Origin of the sequence: Mesorhizobium sp. WSM3873 (genome assembly GCF_001672445.1) — a bacterium.
GTDB lineage: Bacteria > Pseudomonadota > Alphaproteobacteria > Rhizobiales > Rhizobiaceae > Mesorhizobium.
This window is the reverse complement of sequence record NZ_LYTM01000001.1, coordinates 1-18,755: the sequence shown is the minus strand read 5'-3', so window position 1 is coordinate 18,755 and position 18,755 is coordinate 1. Positions and strand designations below refer to the sequence as shown.

Here is an 18,755-nt window from a genome sequence, read left to right as displayed (position 1 = left end):
GATCATTGGCATATTATTGTTTGCTTTGTTTGAGACTCTTTTCGGTTATTTTTTGGCTATTGTACTTATAGCAATGTACCTTTTTACGGTGTGCTATCTATACATCAGAATAAGATAGAATTTATGCCGCGCTAGAACAGGCCCGCCTTGGCCAGGTCGCGCATCAGGTGGCTGGCGCCGTAGGTCCAGTGCGGGCAGTCGGGCGACAGCCGCACGCGGTTGACAAGTGCGCCAAGTTTTTCCGACGAGATGGTGACGATGTCGCCGATCTTGTGCGTAAAACCCTTGCCCTTCTCGCCGCGATCCTTCGAAGGCACGAACATGGTGCCAAGGTAGAGCGCCAGCCCGTCCGGGTACTGGTGATGCGGTCCCATCGCGGCTTTGACCAGCTCTTCCGGCGAGCGGCTGATCTCCGCCATCGAGCTTGCGCCCTCCAGCGAAAAACCGTCCTCGCCCTCGACGCTTAGCCGCACCGTGGCGCGCTTCACGTCGGCGATGGAAAAGGTCTCGTCGAAGAGCCGGATGAAAGGTCCAAGCGAGGCGGAAGCATTGTTGTCCTTGGCCTTGCCGAGCAGCAGCGCCGAGCGTCCTTCGACATCGCGCAGATTGACATCGTTGCCGAGCGTGGCGCCGACGATGCGGCCTAAGCTGTCGGCGATCATCGCGATCTCCGGCTCCGGATTGTTCCAGGTGGAGACCGGATGCAGCCCGACATCGGCGCCGAAGCCGACGGAGGCCATCGGCTGGCATTTGGTGAAGATCTCGGCATCGGGGCCGATGCCAACTTCCAGATATTGCGACCAGACGCCGCGCGAAATCAGCTTGGCCTTGATCTCCATCGCTTCCGGCGAGCCTGGCTTGAGCTTGGAGAGATCATGGCCGATCAGCCCGGCGATGTCGGCGCGGATGGCGTCGGCCTTTTCCGCGGAGCCGCGCGCCTGCTCCTCGATGACGCGCTCGAGCAGGCTGACGACGAAGGTGACGCCGGAAGCCTTCACCGCCTGCAGGTCGACGGGGGAGAGCAGGATCGGCTTCTTGGCGTCGCGCTGAGCTTCGAAGCTGTTGGTTGCGATGTCTTCCAGCGCGCCGATTGCCTCGCCGCGGGCCGAGCGCACGTAGGCGGCCGGGTCCTTCAGCTCGCAGAGGTCGCGCACGGTAGGCGCCGCGCTCGACGTGATGTCGATGACCTCGCCTGCGCGCACGGTGACCACCAGCGGATGGGAGGCTTCGCTGGTCCTGGCGCGGCCGACGAAAAGGCCGTCGCCAGGGAGGCGGGTTAAATCGGTCATGGTCTTCTGTCCTCTCGATTGTCGCGCGGCACTTTCCCCGCATTTAATGCAAACGTCTATCCCATCGATGGCGAGGTTATGAGCCAATGGCATGCTGTCACATAGCCAAGCGCGGACTGGCCCATCGGGTCCTCTTTCAAATTCATGAAATCAGCAATAGGACTTTCACGAGCCTCCAGCGCCTCAGGTGACCAATTGCCCACCTTTTCCGATCCGATCTGGCAAAAGCCGCGAACAGCTCCGGCGTTCCAGTCAGAGCTGTCGAGCGACGGCACGCTCGATGCGGTGATCGTCGGCGGCGGCATCATGGGTCTGTCGACCGCCTTGCACGCGGCAAGCGCCGGTCTTTCCGTCCAGGTGCTGGATGCCGGCGCGATCGGGCAGGGCGCGTCGGGCTTGAACGGCGGCCAGGTCATTCCCGGCCTCAAATATGATCCCGAATGGCTGCTCGAGCACTTTGGCAAGGAGCGCGGCGAGGCCCTGGTCGACTTCGCTGCTTCGACGGCCGACGCGGTGTTCGATGTGATCCGTGACGAGAAGCTTGCGGTGCCGTTCACGCGCAATGGCTGGATCCAGGCCGCGCATACCGAAACGGCCTTGAAGGCCGTAGCCAGCCGCGACCGGCAATGGCGGGCGCGCGGCGCCGACGTCAAGCTGCTCGACCGGGCCGAGATCGCCGCGATGACCGGCGCCAAGGGCTATCTTGGCGGCTGGCTCGACCGCCGCGCCGGCGTCATCGATCCGCTGTCCTACACGCTCGAGCTTGCCCGCGTCGCCTCTGCCGTCGGCGCCGGGATCGCCGAGCAGCAGCGGGTGGTGAGGCTCACCAAGGAAGCCGGCGTCTGGCGGGTCTCCACGCAAGGCGGCGCCGAACTGCGCGCGACGAGGGTCGTACTCGCCACCAACGCCTATACGGATGGCCTGCTGCCCGGCCTCGCGCAAACAATCGTGCCGCTGCATTCCTTCCAGATCGCCACGGCACCGCTGCCGGCGGAGCTTGCGGCAAGCATCCTGCCCGGCGGGCAAGCCGTTTCCGATTCCCGCCGCATCTTGGTCTATTACCGCAAGGGCCCTGATGGCCGGATGGTGTTGGGTGGACGCGGCCGCATGGCCCTGCCTTCAAGCGCGGCCGATTGGGCGCATTGCGAACGCGCGCTGCTGCGCCTCTATCCGGCGCTTGCCGGCATCGCCGTCGAAAAGCGCTGGTTCGGCCGGGTGGCGATGACGCCGGATCATCTTCCGCACCTGCATGAGCCGGAAAAGGGCCTGCTTGCCGTGGTCGGTTGCCAGGGCAGGGGCGTCGGACTGATGAGCGCGCTGGGCAAGCGCATGGCGGGTTACCTCGCGACCGGCGATGTCAGCCAATTGCCTTTCCCGCCGTCGCCGATCCGGCCGATCCCGTTCCACGCCTTCCGCCAGGTCGGCGTTGCCGCCACCATCGCCTGGTATCGGATGCTGGATGCCCTCGAGCGCTGAGGGACGCGTGCAGCGCATCACCGATTCAGCTTGACAGTTTCAGGAAGATGAAAAATCATTAGCTGATTTCAAAAAACCGATGGGCAGCTAGCAGATGTCCACCATCGTTGCAGCGCGGCCATCGCTGGAAACCCGCATCTCGCCGGTCTTCCGCTTTGCCATGCTGTTGCCCGGCGGGCTGGTCACCTTCTTCCTCATCCTCTTTGCCCTCGGCCTGGTGCTCTTCCTTGCCTTCAGGAGCAATGACGGCTCGCTGCTCGGCGCCGGCCTGACGGTGGCAAACTTCGTAACTGTGGCCACCGATCCGCTCTACTGGACGGTGACGCTGCGCTCGCTGGTCATCGCCGGCCTGGTGACGCTCGCCACCGTCGCTACTGCATATCCGGTCGCCTACTACCTCGCCTTCCATGCCGGCCGCCGGCGCAACCTGCTGCTCTTCCTGGTCACGCTGCCGTTCTGGACCAGCTACCTTTTGCGCGTCTTTGCCTGGAAGATCGTGCTTGCCTATAACGGCGTCCTGAACTCGGCTTTCATCGAAAGCGGCCTCTGGTCGGAGCCGACGCTTGCCTTCCTCAACACGCCGGCCGCGGTGGTGGTGACGCTTGCGCACGCCTACGCGCCTTTCGCCATCCTGCCCATCTACGTGGCGCTGGATACCATCCCGAAATCGCTGCTCGAAGCCGCCTCCGATCTCGGCGCGCGCCCGTTCACGTCGTTCCGCCGCGTCGTGCTGCCCAATTCGATGCCGGGCGTGCTGGCGGCGGCTCTCGTCGTCTTCGTGCCGACCGTCGGCGACTATGTCACGCCGGCTATGGTCGGCGGCCCGGCCAGCACCATGATCGGCACGCTGATCCAGTCGCAATTCGGCAAGGCCAATGACTGGCCGTTCGGCGCGGCCCTGTCGGTCTGCGTCATGCTGGTCATCCTGTGCGTGGTCCTGGTCGCGCGCGGCGCCGACCGCCGGTTTGGCAGCCGCACATGAGCGCGGCGCGCAAAGAGGCAAATGCGGGCGGTCGCTGGCTCGGCTTCTATGTGCTTGCCTATCTCGTCTTCCTCTATCTGCCTATCCTTTTGATCCCGCTGTTTTCCTTCAACGATTCCATCCAGGCGGCGTTTCCGCTGCAGGGCTTCACGCTCGGTTGGTACGAGACCCTCTACGGCAATCCGGTGCTGTCCGGCGCTTTGGCCAACAGTCTCGTCATAGGTGTCGTTGCTGCCTCGGGGGCAACGCTTTGCGGCATCACCGTTTCCTATATGGACCTTTACGGCCGCTCGCCGCTCGCGGCTACGATCAGTGCCATAGCCCGGCTGCCGATCCTAATCCCCGGCGTCATCGTCGGCATCTCGCTCTTGATCCTGGTCAATCTCATTGGCCTCGGCCCGTCGCGCGTTGCAATCGTGCTCGGCCATATCCTGGTGGCGCTGCCGACGACGGTGGTGGTGATGCGCAGTCGATTCGCCGCGATCCCAAAGACCATTCGCGAGGCGGCGCTCGACCTTGGGGCGTCGGACTGGACAACGTTCCGGCGCGTCATGCTTCCGCTCAGCCTGCCGGCGGTGCTGTCGGCCTTCATGCTCGCCTTCCTGACCTCCTTCGACGAGTTCATCGTCGTCTTCTTCCTCGCCGGCACCGAGCCGACGCTGCCGCTCTACATTTGGAGCCAACTGCGCTTCCCGCGTTCGCTGCCCACGGTGATGGCGCTCGGAACGGTGATCCTGGCCGTGTCCTGCGTCATCGCCACCCTCGCCGAGATCTTGCGCCATCGCGGCCTCGGCGCCGCGCGCCGCAATCCAGCCTGAACCACAACAAAGAAGAGGAGAACGAAAATGACAGTCCACCTGAAATCGATCACGGGATACAAAGCCCGCGCGGGCCTAGCCGCACTCGCCCTGGCGCTGTCGTCGACCGTCGCTTTGGCTGCCGACAAGCTGCAATATTTCACCTGGTCGGGCTACGAGCTGCCCGACTTCAACAAGAGCTTCCTCACCGCGCATCCGGACGGCGTCGAGGCGACGATCTTCGGCGATGACGACGATGCCTTCACCAAGGTCAAGGCCGGCTTCCGGCCCGACATCGCCCATCCCTGCTACGACAAGGTGGCGCGCTGGAACAAGGAAGGCCTGCTGCAGCCGATCGACACCAAGCGCATCAAGAACTGGGATTCGATCTTTCCGGTGTTCAAGAACCTGCCCGACCTGCAGGCCGGCGACGGCAAGGTCTGGATGGTGCCGTGGGACTGGGGCAACACCTCGATCCTCTACCGCACCGATCTGGTCAAGAACCCCGAGGCGAGCTGGAACCTTCTGTGGGACAAGCAATATGCCGGCCGCATGGCGACCATCGACGCCGTGCATGACACGCCGATCGTCGCGGCACTTCTGGCAGGCGTGAACCCCTTCGACATGACGCCGGAGCAGATGGAAAAAGTCGCGGCGAAACTGCGCGAGCAGCGGCCGCTGCTGTCGAGCTACACCACCGACATGACCTCGGTCGAGCAGGCGCTGGCCAGCGGCCAGTTGGTCGCCGCCATGACCTGGAACGCGTCGGCCACATCGCTGAAGAAGCAGGGCGTGCCGGTCGAGTTCATGAAGCCGAAGGAAGGCATGCTCACCTGGGCCTGCGGCTTCGTCATGCTGAAGGACGCCAAGAACGTCGATCTCGCCTATGACTTCATCAACAGCCGGCTCGACGCCGATTCGGGCAAGTACCTCATCCAGTCCTACGGCTATGGCAGCTCGCTTTCGACCGCCTTCGCCGGCGTGTCGAAAGACGAGCTGGACAAGCTGCAGCTGCCGGCGGATCCCGACGTGATGCTGAAGAGCACGATCTTCACCGGACCGATGAAGCAGAACGACGACGTCGCCAAGATGTTCGAGAAGGTGAAAGCCGGCGGCTGAGCGCACTTGCCTTCTCCCCTTGTGAGAGAAGGTGGATCGGCGCGCAGCGCCGAGACGGATGAGGGGTGATCCAGGGAACGCCGACGTCTTACTTCGCTGGAACACCCCTCATCCGTCGCGTTCGGCGACACCTTCTCCCACAAGGGGAGAAGGGGGAGCTTGGCGGCGCTGCGCCGCACCGGTGGAAAGACAACAAGGACTATTTGATGGACATTGTTGACGAGGCAAAACCGAAGGACGATGCCGACGTCCGTGTCGGCCGGCGCGTGCGGGCGCTAAGGCTCGAGCGCAAGCTGTCGCTGGCCGAGCTCGCAGCCAAGGCCGGCATATCGATCGGCGCGCTCAGCCAGATCGAGCGCGGCATGTCCTCGCTGCGCGTCAAGGTGATCTGGCCGCTGGCCGCCGCCCTCGACATCGAGCCCTCGGCCCTGATCGCCGACGGCGATGAAGCGGTCAACGACCTCTACTGCGTGCGCGCCGACAAGCGGCGCGCAATCCCGGTCAAGTCCGAGGGCATCGCCAAGGCGCTGCTGTCGCCGCCCGCCGCCACACTCACCGGAATGCTGGTGACGGTCGAGGCCGGCGGCGGCACCGCCGAGGCTTATGCCCATGCCGGCCACGAATTCGGCTTCGTGATGACGGGCGAGGTCGAGCTGGTGGTTGACGCCACGGCCTATGTGCTGAAGGCCGGCGACAGCTTTGGCTTCAAGAGCACGCTGCTGCATGCCTTCCGCAATCCGGGCGCCGAGCGCTGCCAGATCCTGTGGGTCAACACGACAAAACCCTCCGAGGTGCGCGATGGCGCCTGACGCGCTCGTTCGTCTAGAGAACGTCTCGAAGGTCTTCCCGGGCGGCGTGGTCGGGCTCGATGCGGTCGATCTCGACATTGCGGCGGGCGAGTTCCTGACCCTGCTCGGCCCCTCAGGCTGCGGCAAGACGACGAGCCTGCGCGTCATCGCCGGCTTCGAGAGCCCGACCAGCGGCAAAGTGCTGCTCGAAGGCGGTGACATCACCGGTCTGAGGCCCTTCGACCGTCCGGTCAACACCGTCTTTCAGGACTATGCGCTGTTCCCGCATATGGACGTCGCGGCGAACGTCGGCTTCGGCCTCTCGCTGCGCAAACTGTCCGGTACCGAGCAGGCCAAGCGCGTCGGTCAGGCGCTTGACATGGTCGGCCTAGCCGACAAGCTGCGCGCCCGCATCTCCGAACTGTCGGGCGGTCAGCGCCAGCGCGTCGCGCTTGCCCGCGCCATCGTCTGCGAGCCGCGTGTGCTCTTGCTCGACGAGCCGCTGTCGGCCCTCGACGCGCATCTGCGCGAGCAGATGCAGGTCGAGCTCAAGCGGCTTCAGTCCCGGCTCGGCACCACCTTCGTCATGGTCACGCACGACCAGACCGAGGCGCTGTCGATTTCCGACCGCATCGTCGTCATGAACAAGGGCCGCATCGAGCAGATCGCGCCGCCCGCGACGCTTTACGACCGTCCGGCGACGCGGTTCGTCGCCTCGTTCATCGGCACCATGAATCTCCTGCAGTCACGCTTTGTCGGGCGCGACGGCGAGCGGCTGCGCTTTACCGCCGGCGAGCTGCCGCTGGAGGCCATACCGGAAACCGGCGAGACACCGGCTGTCGGCGACGCACGAACCATCGGCGTTCGTCCGGAGGATCTTGTGGCGGCCACCGAGGCCGCCGAAGGCACCGCGCCGGCGCGGGTGAGTGGCATCGTCTTCCACGGTCGCACGCTGCGCCTTCACGTCGAACTGGGGCAGGGGACTGCAATCGTCATCGATGCCCCACGCCGCGCCGACGGTTTTCGATTCAGCATCGGCGACGTAGCGCACATCAGCCTGCGGCGTGGCGCCAACTGCCCTGTGCTCTCGAACTGATCGCCGGCCTCACGAAGCCTTGGCGAAAAAGCCCTGATAATCGGACTTGGCCTGCAGCAGGCGCAGGATGTTCTCGCGCGAGCCGCGCACATGCGCGCGAGCGCGCTCGCCGGCCAAAGCGACATCACCGGCGCAGATCGCGTCGACGATGCCCGTATGCTCCTCGCGGGTGAGCTTCCACTCGTCCAGCCACAGAAGCTCGGTCCACACATATTGCTGGCATTTGTCGAGGATGCCGCAAAGCATGCCGTGCAGCATCTCGTTGCCGCTGATCTCGGCGATCACCCGGTGCAGATCGATGCCGACCTGCAGCTCCTCAAATTTCTCTCGTGTGCTGCGGTCGGGGATTGCCGCCAGCCGTTCGCATTCGGCGAGCATGTCGCGCAGCCGCGCCTTGTCGGCGGCGGTCGCGTTCGCCGCTGCCAGCTCGGTCGCGCGCCCGTCGAGCAGCTCGCGAATGTCGAAGGCCTCGCGGAACATGGTCAGGTTGAACTCGGCAACAATATAGCCCTGGCGCGGACGTCCGATCACCAGGCCGTCGCGCTCGAGACGGTTGAAGGCTTCGCGCACCGGCGTGCGGCTCACCTTCAGGCGCTCGGCAATCTCGTTCTCGGTCACGCGGCCGCCTGGCGGGATCTGGCCGGTGATGATCAACGCCTTCAGCTTCTCGAACACCGAATCGCGAAGCGTGTTCTTTCTCTCCTTGCTCAAGCGTCCCGCCTCCAACGGTCAGTCACGGATTCGCAGTCTAGTGCCTTTTGGCTCCTGCTTGAAACAGGGCCGTATCAAACGCTCCCGACCAGAAGCCTCAACTCATCGCCGCCCAAAAAACGCTCGGCACATGTTGACATCGGCTTCCGGAGAATTACACTCAAAATTGTATACAAATTCGCATACCAAATCAACTATAATGGGAACACCGGTTGGAGAAGCGAAAATGACGAAGAGACTTTGCATTCACGGTCTGGCCGTAGCCGGCCTGCTGGCCTCGGCCGCCGTTCCGGCCTCGGCCGCCGACACCATCACCGTCGCCTCATGGGGCGGCACCTATCAGGAGGCACAGACCAAGGCCTTCTTCGATCCGACGGCCAAGGAGCTCGGCATCACCATCAAGCAGGACACTACCAACGGCCTCGACGACGTGCGCCTGCAGGTCACCGGCAATGCGGTGAAATGGGACATCACCGAGCTTGGCGCCGACGAATGCGCGCGCGGTTCCAAGGAGGGCCTGTTCGAAAAGCTCGACTACAAGGTCATCGACAAGAGCGGCATCAACCCGAAGCTCGTCCATGACGACTGGGTTGGCATCTCTTACACGTCCGTCGTGTTGATCTACCGAACCGATGTTTTCGGCGACAAGGGACCGAAGACCTGGGCCGATTTCTGGGACGTGGAAAAGTTTCCGGGCCGGCGGGCGCTCTCCGGTAGCCAGGCGACGGAGACACTGAGCGTCGCGGCGCTCGCCAAAGGCACTCCGATCGACAAGGTCTATCCGGTCGACATCGACGGCGCGCTGCAATCCGTCGACAAGGTCAAGGGTCACATCGACGCTTGGTGGACCTCGGGCGCGCAGGCCATGCAACTCGTCAAGGACGGCGAGGTCGATATGGCGAGCATCTGGAACGGCCGCGCCGGCACCCTGAGGAAGGAAGGCGCACCTGTCAGCTTCTCCTTCGACCAGGGTGTGCTCACCGCCGACTGCATGGTCATCCCGAAGGGCTCGAAGAACAAGGACCTTGCGATGAAAGCGCTGGCCAAGTTCGTCAGCCCCGACCTCCAGGCCAATCTGCCGCTCTATGTCGACAACGGCCCGGCCAATGAGAAGGCCTTCGAGACCGGCAAGATCCCGCAGGAGCGCATCAAGGACATCAACTCCGCGCCCGATAACGTCAAGAAGCAGGTGCTTCAGGATCCCGAGTTCTGGCGCGACAACCTCGTCGAGGCGACCGAGAAGTTCAACAACCTGATCCAGCAATGACGACTGCGGGGCGGAGCGGCGCGCCGAGGCGCTGCTCCCCCGCTATCAATGATCCGGAGTTGAAGGAGATGCTCTTGTCTCTTGCGCCGTCCGCGCTTCCCATCGGCATCCACGGTATCGAGAAGCGCTTCGGCGCGCTCTCCATCCTGAGCGATCTCAGCCTCGATGTCGCGGCCGGTGAATTCCTGACGCTGCTCGGTCCGTCGGGGTCCGGAAAGACCACGCTGCTGATGATCCTGGCCGGCTTTGTGCGAGCCAATGCCGGCTCGATCAAGGTCGGCGGCGAGGAGATCATCACCATGCCGCCACACAAGCGCAACATCGGCATGGTGTTCCAGAACTATGCGCTATTTCCCCACATGAACGTCTTCCACAACATCGCCTTTCCGCTGAAGCAGCGGCGCGTATCGGCGGCGGAAACGGCCGAGCGTGTCGAGCGGGCGCTGGACCTGGTGCAGCTGAAAGGTCTCGGCGAGCGCCGCGTCGACCAGCTTTCCGGCGGCCAGCGCCAGCGCGTGGCTTTGGCCCGTGCCATCGTCTTCGAGCCGCGCATCGTGCTGATGGACGAGCCGCTGTCGGCGCTCGACAAAGGCTTACGCGAGCACATGCAGATCGAACTGCGCAACCTGCATCGGCGGCTCGGCATGACGACGGTCTACGTCACGCATGACCAGCGCGAGGCGATCACCATGTCCGATCGCATTGCGGTCATGAATGCCGGACGCATCGAGCAGATCGACCAGCCCGAGGTGCTCTACGCCCGGCCTAAGACGAAGTTCGTCGCCGGCTTCATCGGCGAATCCAATTTCATCCCGGTCGAATGCCGCAACGGCAGCGTCTGGTATGAGGATCGGAAGCTGCGCATGAATGACCCGGCGCCGCCCGCCGGTCGGCACTTGATGGTGGTGCGGCCGGAGAAATTGCGGCTGCTCGCCGACGCGGATCAGGCACGTCCCGTCAACGCGCTGCCGGCAACGGTCGGCGATGTCATCTATCAGGGCGACAGCTTCATCTGCTACGCGACGCTTCGCGACGGCCGCCAGGTGACGCTGCGCGACTATTGTCGCAGGGACGTGCTGGCGAAGCTGCCGGCGCCGGGCGAGCCGATCACGCTCGGCATCGATGCCCAGGACGTCGTGCTGGTGACGGATCAATGAGCATCGGGTCCGCCAGTCTTGGTCACGCCGTCCGGCAGGACGGGGAACTCAACGCCAGGGCGTTGCGCTCGGATGCCAGGCGCCAGGCGCTGGGACTGCTGGCACTGCTGTCGCCCGGGCTGTTCTTAGTCTTTGCCGTCATTATTGTGCCGATCGGCTGGCTGTTCTGGTTGTCGTTGTTCGACGAGAGCGGCCAGCTCAGCCTCGCCAATTACGCGCGCTTCTTCGAGCAGGCGTCCTACATCAAGACCTTCGCGACCACCTTCAAGGTTGCCTTTGTTGTCACCGGCGCCTGCGTGCTGTTCGGCTACCCGCTGGCCTATATGCTGTCGCAACTGCCGCGCCGCGCCGCCTCGATCTGCCTGATCTTCGTCATCCTGCCGTTCTGGACCTCGGTGCTGGTGCGCACCTATGCCTGGCTGGTCATCCTGCAGCGCAAGGGGCTGATCAACAATTGGCTGATCGATCTCGGCGTGATCGCCCAGCCGCTGCCGCTCGCCAACAATTTCGCCGGCGTCGTCATCGGCATGACCCACATCATGCTGCCCTTCCTGGTGCTGCCGCTCTATGCTTCGATGAAGACCATCGATGTCGACTGCCTGCGCGCCGGCATGAATCTCGGCGCCAGCCCCGCCGCCACGTTCCGGCAGATCTTTTTCCCGCTGTCGCTGCCGGGCCTCGCCTCTGGCGTTGTCATCGTCTTCGTGCTTTGCCTCGGCTTTTTCGTCACGCCGGCGCTGATGGGCGGCGGCAAGGTCATCATGTGGGCGATGCGCATGGAGCAGGCGACCAGCCTCTACTCGAACTGGGGCGCGGGAGCTGCGCTCGGCGTCGTGCTGCTTGCCGTCACGCTAGCCCTGCTCGGCTTGTTCCAGTGGCTGCTCGGCGCGCGCGCCACCGGCGTTTGGAGCCAGCGATGAGCGCCGAAAGCAGCCTGCCTATAACGCATTGGCAACGCCTCTGGCTCTATCTGCTGGGCGGCCTCGTCATGCTGTTTTTGATCGCGCCCTCGGTGATTATCGTCATCATGTCCTTCTCCGGCTCGACGCTGCTGCAGTTCCCGCCCGAGCAATGGTCGCTGCGCTGGTATGAGAGCTATTTCGGTTCCGTCGAATGGCGCGACGCCACCATTGTCTCGGTGAAGGTGGCGGTGATGACCGCGATCGTGGCGACGCCGCTCGGCGCCGCAGCTGCCTATGCCATCAACGCCGGCACGCTCAGGCTGACCGGCGCCATCAATGCGCTGCTCACGGCGTCGCTGATCATTCCGGTCATCCTGATCGGCATCGGCACTTTCTTCCTCTATGCCCGCATCGGCCTCAACAACACGCTGACCGGCCTCGTCATCGCCCACACCGTCCAGGCGCTGCCGCTGGTCGTGCTCACGGTCCTGTCGGGGCTGCGCTCTTACGACATGAACCAGGAGATGGTGGCGCGCAGCCTTGGCGCCGGCCGCTTCGCGGCCTTTCTCCAGGTGACCATGCCGCAGTTGCGCTTCTCGATCGTCTCGGGCGCGCTCTTTGCCTTCATCACCTCCTTCGACGAGGTGGTGGTGTCGCTCTTCATCTCGGGCGGTGAGACCACGACGCTGACGCGCCGCATGTTCAATGCATTGCGCGACCAGATTGATCCAACGATTGCCGCCATTTCGACTTGCCTGATCGTGCTATCGATCGTCTTGTTGTCCGCCGCCCAGCTTTTCGGCCGCGGACGTTGAGAATACAGGGATACCTCGAACAGAATGCGTGATTTCCAGTTTCCAGGCCGCTCGCCGGTCCGCGCCACCGAAGCCATGGCCGCGACCTCGCATCCGCTCGCCACACTTGCCGCCATCGACATGCTGCGGTCCGGCGGCAACGCCATGGATGCGGCTGTCTGCGCCGCGGCCGTGCAGGCGGTTGTCGAGCCGCAATCGACCGGTATCGGCGGCGACTGCTTCGTGCTCTACTGCCCGAAGGGAGAAGGCAATGTGATCGCCTTCAACGGCTCAGGCCCCGCGCCCCAGGCTGCTACGGTCGACTGGTATCTGGAGAGAGGCTTCAGCGAGCTGCCGAAGCAGGGCGCGCACGCGGTCACCATTCCCGGCGCCGTCGACGCCTGGTGCCGGCTGCTGGACGATCACGGCCGAAAGGGCATAGCCGAAGCGCTCGCACCCGCCATCCGCTATGCCGAAGAAGGCTACGTCGTGCACGACCGCGTCGCCTTTGACTGGGAGGATCCGGAAACCGACCTGTCGGCCGACGAAGTGGCGGCGCGCATTTTCCTGCCGGGCGGCAAGCCGCCAAAGCCCGGCGATGTGCATCGCCAGCCGGAACTGGCGCAAACGCTGCGCATCATCGCGAAACGCGGCCGCGCCGGTTTCTACGAAGGCGCCGTTGCGGAAGACATCGTGGGCCGGCTTCGCCAACTCGGCGGCCTTCATACGCTGGACGATTTCGCCGCGACGAAGGGCGACTACAAGACGCCGGTCAGCACCTCCTATCGCGGTCATGACATCCACCAGATGCCGCCGAACAATCAGGGCCTGACCGCGCTATTGATGCTGAACGTGCTCGCCGGGTTCGATCTCGGCGCGCTTGACCCGAATGGCGCAGAGCGCCTGCATCTGGAGATCGAGGCCGGCCGGCTGGCCTATCGCGACCGCGACAACCTGCTCGCGGATCAGGATCACGTTGCGGTGCCGGTGAAGGAACTCCTCTCCATCGCCTATGCCGACCGGCTGCGCGCCGAGATCGAGCGGGAACGCGCCATGACGCATTTGCCGCGCGTCGTTTTGCCGGGCAGCGACACGGTCTACATCACCGTCGTCGACCGCGACCGGAACGCGGTGAGCTTCATCAACTCGACCTATTATTCCTTCGGCAGCGGCGTCGTCGGTCCGAAGACCGGCGTCGTGCTGCAGAACCGCGGCACTTCGTTCCGGCTCGATCCGAAGCATCCGAACGCAATAGCGCCGGGCAAGCGGCCGATGCACACGATCATGCCGGGCATGATGTTGAGGGACGGCCGTGCCGTGATGCCCTTCGGCGTCATGGGCGGCGGCTATCAGCCCTTCGGCCATGTCCATCTTTTGACCAACATGATCGACTTCGGCATGGATCCGCAGCAGGCCTTGGATGCGCCGCGCGTCTTTTACAATCACGACGTCGTGGAAGCCGAGCGAAGCGTGCGTCCCGATACGATCGAAGGCCTGCGCCGCCGCGGCCATCGTGTTGTCGAGCCAGACCATCCGCTCGGCGGCGGGCAGGCGGTGCTCATCGATTGGGAAAAAGGCACGCTGACCGGCGCCTCCGATCCGCGCAAGGACGGCTTGGCGCTCGGATATTGAGCAGCCCTTTGCTGGACATAGGCCGATCGTTCGAAACATAGTCTGGAACCATGACAACAAGCGAAAATCCCTTTGATCTTGCTCATCGCCTCGCGCCCGGCGCCGAAGACGCGCCAGCCATCGCCGCGCCCGACCGGACAGTCCTCTCGCATGGGGGGCTGCGCCGTCTGATCCAAGAGACCGTGACCCGGCTCAACACGCTCGGCATCGGCCGTGGCGACCGCGTTGCCATCGTGCTGCCGAACGGCCCGGAGATGGCAACGGCCTTCATCGCGGTCGCCGCCGCCGCGTCCACCGCGCCGCTCAATCCAGCCTACCGGGCCGACGAGCTCGATTTCTATCTCAGCGACATCGGCGTCAAGGCGATCCTTGTCGGCAAGGACGAGCAAGGACCCTCGGTCGAAGTTGCCGAACGCCTCGGCATTGCGGTGCTGCGGCTGGCGGTGCCTGAAGGCGCGCCGGCCGGCATCTTCACCATCGAGGGCGGCCCGGTCGGGCCGCCGGTTGCCTCCGGCTTGGCCGAAGACAGCGACACCGCTCTCCTTCTGCATACCTCCGGCACTACATCGCGGCCGAAGCTGGTGCCGCTCAGCCACGCCAACCTCGCCGCCTCGGCCGCGCATATCGGCGCCACGCTGGGCCTGGGCTCGGCTGACCGCTGCCTCAACATCATGCCGCTGTTTCACATCCACGGGCTGATCGCGGCGGTGCTGTCCTCGCTCGCCGCCGGCGCCAGCGTCTTCTGCACGCCGGGCTTCAACGCGCTGCGCTTTTTCCAATGGCTCTCCGAAGCGAAGCCAACCTGGTATACGGCGGTGCCGACGATGCACCAGGCGATCCTGCCGCGCGCCGCGCGCAATCCCGAGCAACTGGCCGAAGCGAAGCTGCGTTTCATCCGCTCGTCGTCGGCCTCACTCCCGGCGCAGGTCATGGCAGAGCTGGAGGCGACTTTCGGCTGTCCGGTGATCGAGGCCTACGGCATGACCGAGGCTGCGCACCAGATGGCGTCCAACCGGCTGCCACCCGGACTGCGCAAGCCGGGCAGCGTCGGCGCCTCGGCCGGACCGGAAGTGGCCGTCATGGCGCCGGATGGAAGGCTGCTCGAGCCCGGCGAGATCGGCGAGATCGTCATTCGCGGCCCGAACGTCACCGCCGGCTACGAGAAGAATCCGGACGCCAACGCCAGCGCCTTCGCGCATGGCTGGTTCCACACCGGCGACCAGGGCGTGCTGGACGAGGACAATTATCTGCGCGTTACCGGCCGGCTGAAGGAGATCATCAATCGCGGCGGCGAAAAGATCTCTCCGCTCGAGGTCGATGGCGTCCTGATGGATCATCCGGCGGTGGCGCAGGTCGTCACCTTCGCCATGCCGCATGACAAGCTCGGCGAGGAAGTGGCTGCCGCTGTCGTGCTGCGGGAAGGCCAGAGCGCCAGCGAGGCCGACATTCGCAGCTTTGCCGCGACTCGGCTCGCCGATTTCAAGGTGCCGCGCAAGGTGGTGATCCTGGACGAGATCCCGAAGGGCGCGACCGGCAAATTGCAGCGCATCGGCCTCGCGGCAAAGCTCGGTTTGGGCTGATGCGCATTACAGTCTTCGGCGCCGGCGCCATCGGGGGCTATCTCGCCGCCAAGCTGGCGATTGCCGGCCGCGTAGATCTGTCGATCGTCGCGCGCGGCGCGCATCTCGAAGCGATCGAGGCCGATGGCCTACGCCTGATCGAGGACGGCAAGGAGACGATCGCGCGGGTGAGGGCAGCGGCCACGGCCGAAGAGCTCGGCATTCAGGATTACGTGGTGCTGGCGCTGAAAGCGCATTCTCTGGCGCCGGCGCTGGGCGAGATTGCACCGCTGCTGGGCGAGGGGACAGCCGTCGTCACCATGCAGAACGGCGTGCCTTGGTGGTACTTCTACAAGGCCGGCGGCGCGCTCGAAGGCACGCGGCTTGATGCGGTCGATTCCGGCGGAAAGATCTGGGAGACCATCGGGCCCGAGCGCGTCATCGGTTCCGTCGTCTATCCGGCCGTCGAGGTCGATGCGCCCGGGCGGATCCGCCATGTCGAGGGCACGCGCTTTTCGCTCGGCGAGCCTTCGGGCGAAAAGAGCGAGCGGGTGGGTGTGCTGGCGCGCGAGATGGTCAAGGCCGGGCTGCAGGCGCCGGTTCGCGAGGACATACGTTCGGAAATCTGGGTGAAGCTTTGGGGCAATCTTTCGTTCAACCCGATCTCGGCGCTGACCGGCAGCACGCTCGCGGCGATCGTCGCCGATGAAGGCACGCGGGCCGTCGCCCGCGCCATGATGCTGGAGGCGCAGGCGATTGGCGAGCGCCTCGGCGTGCGCTTCCTGATCCCCGTCGACCGGCGCATCAAGGGCGCCGGCGATGTCGGCGAGCACAAGACCTCGATGTTGCAGGACCTCGAACGCGGCCGCCCGATGGAGGTCGACGCGCTGGTCACGGCAGTGCAGGAGCTTGGCCGCCTCACCGGCCAGCCGACGCCGGCCATCGACACCGTGCTGGCGCTGATGCGCCGGCTGGCGATCGAGCGCGGGTGTTATTAGAAGACCGGCATTCGATCCTGACACGATTTGTCAGCTACCGACGCTTCGGCGATGGCAGGTCACGAGGGAGCTCCCTATCTGGGGTCTGTCCAAACCGGGAGGAAATCATGACCACTGCCGAAGTCGCCAAGCATTTCACCGAACTCCTCAAGCAGGGCGACAACCGCGGCGCTGCCGCGAAATACAATGCCGACAACATCGTCAGCTACGAGGCGATGGAAGGGCCCATGGCCGTTTGCAGCGGCAGGGACGCCGTAAAGCAGAAGGGCGAATGGTGGGAAGCGAACCATGAGGTTCACGGCGGCTCGATCGAGGGCCCCTACGTCAATGGCGACCAGTTCGCCTTGCGCTTCACCTTTGACGTGACGCCCAAATCTACCGGCGAACGCGTCAAAATGGATGAGGTTGGCCTCTATACGGTCAAGAACGGCAAGATCAGCGAAGAGCGCTTCTACTATTGAAGCCGATCGGCGTCTGGCATTCCGAATCTTCGTTGCAGGATCTGAAAATCAGACATGGCGGCCAAGATGATATTCCGGCCGCCATGGAGAGCGCCAAATCGTCTTCACGTAGTCACGCTGGCAAAGCGGGCAAGGCAAGCCTAGGATTCGGCCAGATTCGCAATCCATCGGCCCGAGGTCCGAATTGACGATCACCATGTACGGCATCACCACCTGCGACACGATCAAGAAGGCGCGCGTCTGGCTGGAGAGCCGCGACCTTCCCTACCGCTTCCATGACTATCGCGCCGAAGGGATCGAGGCGGAAAGGCTGAATGGCTGGGTCGATAAGGTCGGCTGGGAGAGACTGCTCAACAAGGGCAGCACGACTTTTCGCGAACTGCCGGAGAAGGACAAGGAAGCGCTCGACGAGAAGAAGGCCAAGGCGCTGATGCTGGCCAAGCCGACCATGATCAAGCGCCCCGTGCTGGAGGTGGGTGGCCGCATCCTGGTTGGCTTCAGGCCGGATGTTTATGAAGAGGCGGTGAAGTAGGATTCGGCAGGCGCGGCACACTATCCCCTCGTCATCAACTCTGAGGAATCAGGGCATCCCGGAGCCTGGCATTTAGGGTGACGATGATCTTTCGCATGACTGCGGCGATGGCCACCATTGGCTTTTTGCCGTTGGCGCGAAGGCGCTTATAGAAGGCGGCAAACTCCCCCTTTCCGGCGGCGGCGCGCAGAGCCGGCATGAACAGCGTGCTTCTGACTTCGGGGCGGCCGCCGCGGATCTTGCGGTAGCCCTTCTTGAGACCGCTGTCGTTGGGATGGGGCGCGACGCCGGCAAGCGCCGCCGCCTGGCGGCGGGTCATGGAGCCGAGTTCGGGCAGGCCGGCCAGCAGCTTGGCGGCCACGATCGGACCGAGGCTGTCCATGGCCGTGCATATGGCGGCCCGCTGCTTGAGGGTATTGCTGTTGGCGATCAGCTCGCGGATCTCGGCATTGATAACTTGGATCTGCCGCTCGACGACTTTGATCACGGCCTTGAAGGAGGCGGCGAGATCGCGGCTGCCAGGCGCCTTGGCGCGGTTCTTCTCGGCGACCTTGGTGGCAATGAGCTCCTGGCGGCGTCTGACCAGGGCGCGCAAGCGCACCTCGTCGACGTCCGGAGCCTGCCAAAGGGGCAGTTTTACCCAGCGCTCACGGCCATAGGCGCAAAGCATGCCGGCATCGATGGCATCGCTCTTGCCCTGTGTGCCGAAGGAGCGGATGAAGCTCTTGACCCTGAGCGTGTCGGCGCGATGGCAGGCGATGCCGGCGCGCAGGCACTCTTCGAGTAGCAGCCCTTCATGACCGCCTGTCGGCTCGCAGACGACAAGGTCTATCTGTTTGTAGCTCTTCAGCAAGGCGCGGATCGCCCTGCGCTGATTGGCGATGGTGCGGGTGGTGGCGCCGTCGCAGACAGTGATGGTGTGCTTGGCGATATCAAAGCCGAGACACAGCTGCGGTTGGTGGTGCAAGAAGGCCATGCTGGTGGTATCCTTATAGGGCTTCGGATTGTTTGCGGGCGTGGCGCGAGCCAGCGGCCAATCAACTCTCCAAGCGATGGCGGACAAGACGGCAGGGACCATGATGACGTCGGGCGTTACCCGATCCTAGGGACGGTCGCCTGCCGCCGGGACTGCTGGCTGTGATGGGCCGCAGTCCCGGCCGCCAAACTACCCGATCCTTCTCAAACAATCCTAGGG

At 64.3% G+C, this 18,755-nt stretch carries 18 protein-coding genes; 15 read left to right on the top strand and 3 right to left on the bottom strand.

Annotated features, from left to right (window positions below; genetic code table 11):
• Positions 1 to 131: 131 nt before the first annotated feature.
• On the bottom strand, positions 132 to 1,289 hold the full coding sequence (locus tag A9K71_RS00090; protein ID WP_066988898.1) for a fumarylacetoacetate hydrolase family protein: 1,158 nt from the start codon (positions 1,287 to 1,289) through the stop codon (positions 132 to 134).
• Positions 1,290 to 1,484: 195 nt separating this feature from the next.
• On the opposite strand from A9K71_RS00090, the gene A9K71_RS00085 reads away from it, so the two are divergent.
• The 6 genes from A9K71_RS00085 to A9K71_RS00060 all read left to right on the top strand — a co-directional run bounded on the left by A9K71_RS00085 (position 1,485) and on the right by A9K71_RS00060 (position 7,547).
• Positions 1,485 to 2,765 (top strand): FAD-dependent oxidoreductase, encoded by a 1,281-nt coding sequence (locus tag A9K71_RS00085; RefSeq protein WP_066988896.1) that lies wholly within the window; start codon positions 1,485 to 1,487, stop codon positions 2,763 to 2,765.
• 94 nt (positions 2,766 to 2,859) lie between these two features.
• Positions 2,860 to 3,747: an ABC transporter permease gene (locus A9K71_RS00080; protein ID WP_066988895.1), complete on the top strand. Its 888-nt coding sequence runs from the start codon at positions 2,860 to 2,862 to the stop codon at positions 3,745 to 3,747.
• Positions 3,744 to 4,565 (top strand): ABC transporter permease, encoded by an 822-nt coding sequence (locus A9K71_RS00075; RefSeq protein WP_066988893.1) that lies wholly within the window; start codon positions 3,744 to 3,746, stop codon positions 4,563 to 4,565. Before A9K71_RS00080 ends, A9K71_RS00075 begins: the two co-directional genes overlap by 4 nt.
• 27 nt (positions 4,566 to 4,592) lie before the next feature.
• Positions 4,593 to 5,663 (top strand): ABC transporter substrate-binding protein, encoded by a 1,071-nt coding sequence (locus A9K71_RS00070; protein ID WP_066988891.1) that lies wholly within the window; start codon positions 4,593 to 4,595, stop codon positions 5,661 to 5,663.
• A 206-nt stretch (positions 5,664 to 5,869) separates the two neighbouring features.
• Positions 5,870 to 6,472 (top strand): cupin domain-containing protein, encoded by a 603-nt coding sequence (locus A9K71_RS00065; protein ID WP_066988889.1) that lies wholly within the window; start codon positions 5,870 to 5,872, stop codon positions 6,470 to 6,472.
• Entirely contained in the window at positions 6,462 to 7,547 is a 1,086-nt protein-coding gene (locus A9K71_RS00060) for an ABC transporter ATP-binding protein (RefSeq protein WP_066988887.1), read from the top strand. The genes A9K71_RS00065 and A9K71_RS00060 overlap by 11 nt, the downstream gene beginning before the upstream one ends.
• Positions 7,548 to 7,556: 9 nt before the next feature.
• Here the strand turns inward: A9K71_RS00060 and A9K71_RS00055 are convergent, their stop codons facing one another.
• Positions 7,557 to 8,258 carry a GntR family transcriptional regulator gene (locus tag A9K71_RS00055; RefSeq protein ID WP_066988885.1) on the bottom strand — a complete coding sequence of 234 codons (702 nt, stop codon included), beginning with the start codon at positions 8,256 to 8,258 and terminating at the stop codon, positions 7,557 to 7,559.
• Between the two features lie 226 nt (positions 8,259 to 8,484).
• Between A9K71_RS00055 and A9K71_RS00050 the strand changes: the two genes are divergently transcribed.
• From A9K71_RS00050 to A9K71_RS00010, 9 genes are all read left to right on the top strand, one after another.
• Positions 8,485 to 9,525: an ABC transporter substrate-binding protein gene (locus tag A9K71_RS00050; RefSeq protein ID WP_066988883.1), complete on the top strand. Its 1,041-nt coding sequence runs from the start codon at positions 8,485 to 8,487 to the stop codon at positions 9,523 to 9,525.
• Positions 9,526 to 9,599: 74 nt separating this feature from the next.
• On the top strand, positions 9,600 to 10,682 hold the full coding sequence (locus tag A9K71_RS00045) for an ABC transporter ATP-binding protein (RefSeq protein ID WP_066989375.1): 1,083 nt from the start codon (positions 9,600 to 9,602) through the stop codon (positions 10,680 to 10,682).
• Positions 10,679 to 11,602, top strand: coding sequence for an ABC transporter permease (locus A9K71_RS00040; RefSeq protein ID WP_066988881.1), 924 nt, complete (start codon positions 10,679 to 10,681; stop codon positions 11,600 to 11,602). Before A9K71_RS00045 ends, A9K71_RS00040 begins: the two co-directional genes overlap by 4 nt.
• A complete protein-coding gene (locus tag A9K71_RS00035) occupies positions 11,599 to 12,399 on the top strand; it encodes an ABC transporter permease (RefSeq protein ID WP_066988879.1) in 801 nt (266 codons plus the stop codon). Before A9K71_RS00040 ends, A9K71_RS00035 begins: the two co-directional genes overlap by 4 nt.
• Before the next feature lie 24 nt (positions 12,400 to 12,423).
• Positions 12,424 to 14,010, top strand: a complete 1,587-nt coding sequence (gene ggt / locus A9K71_RS00030; RefSeq protein WP_066988877.1) for a gamma-glutamyltransferase — start codon at positions 12,424 to 12,426, stop codon at positions 14,008 to 14,010.
• 50 nt (positions 14,011 to 14,060) lie between these two features.
• Positions 14,061 to 15,590 (top strand): acyl--CoA ligase, encoded by a 1,530-nt coding sequence (locus A9K71_RS00025; RefSeq protein ID WP_066988875.1) that lies wholly within the window; start codon positions 14,061 to 14,063, stop codon positions 15,588 to 15,590.
• Entirely contained in the window at positions 15,590 to 16,567 is a 978-nt protein-coding gene (locus tag A9K71_RS00020; RefSeq protein ID WP_066988873.1) for a 2-dehydropantoate 2-reductase, read from the top strand. The genes A9K71_RS00025 and A9K71_RS00020 overlap by 1 nt, the downstream gene beginning before the upstream one ends.
• Positions 16,568 to 16,674: 107 nt before the next feature.
• Positions 16,675 to 17,028, top strand: a complete 354-nt coding sequence (locus A9K71_RS00015) for a nuclear transport factor 2 family protein (protein ID WP_066988871.1) — start codon at positions 16,675 to 16,677, stop codon at positions 17,026 to 17,028.
• Positions 17,029 to 17,212: 184 nt separating this feature from the next.
• Positions 17,213 to 17,560: an ArsC family reductase gene (locus A9K71_RS00010; protein ID WP_082980278.1), complete on the top strand. Its 348-nt coding sequence runs from the start codon at positions 17,213 to 17,215 to the stop codon at positions 17,558 to 17,560.
• Between the two features lie 34 nt (positions 17,561 to 17,594).
• Here the strand turns inward: A9K71_RS00010 and A9K71_RS00005 are convergent, their stop codons facing one another.
• Positions 17,595 to 18,536 (bottom strand): IS110 family transposase, encoded by a 942-nt coding sequence (locus A9K71_RS00005; protein ID WP_066989373.1) that lies wholly within the window; start codon positions 18,534 to 18,536, stop codon positions 17,595 to 17,597.
• Positions 18,537 to 18,755: the final 219 nt, after the last annotated feature.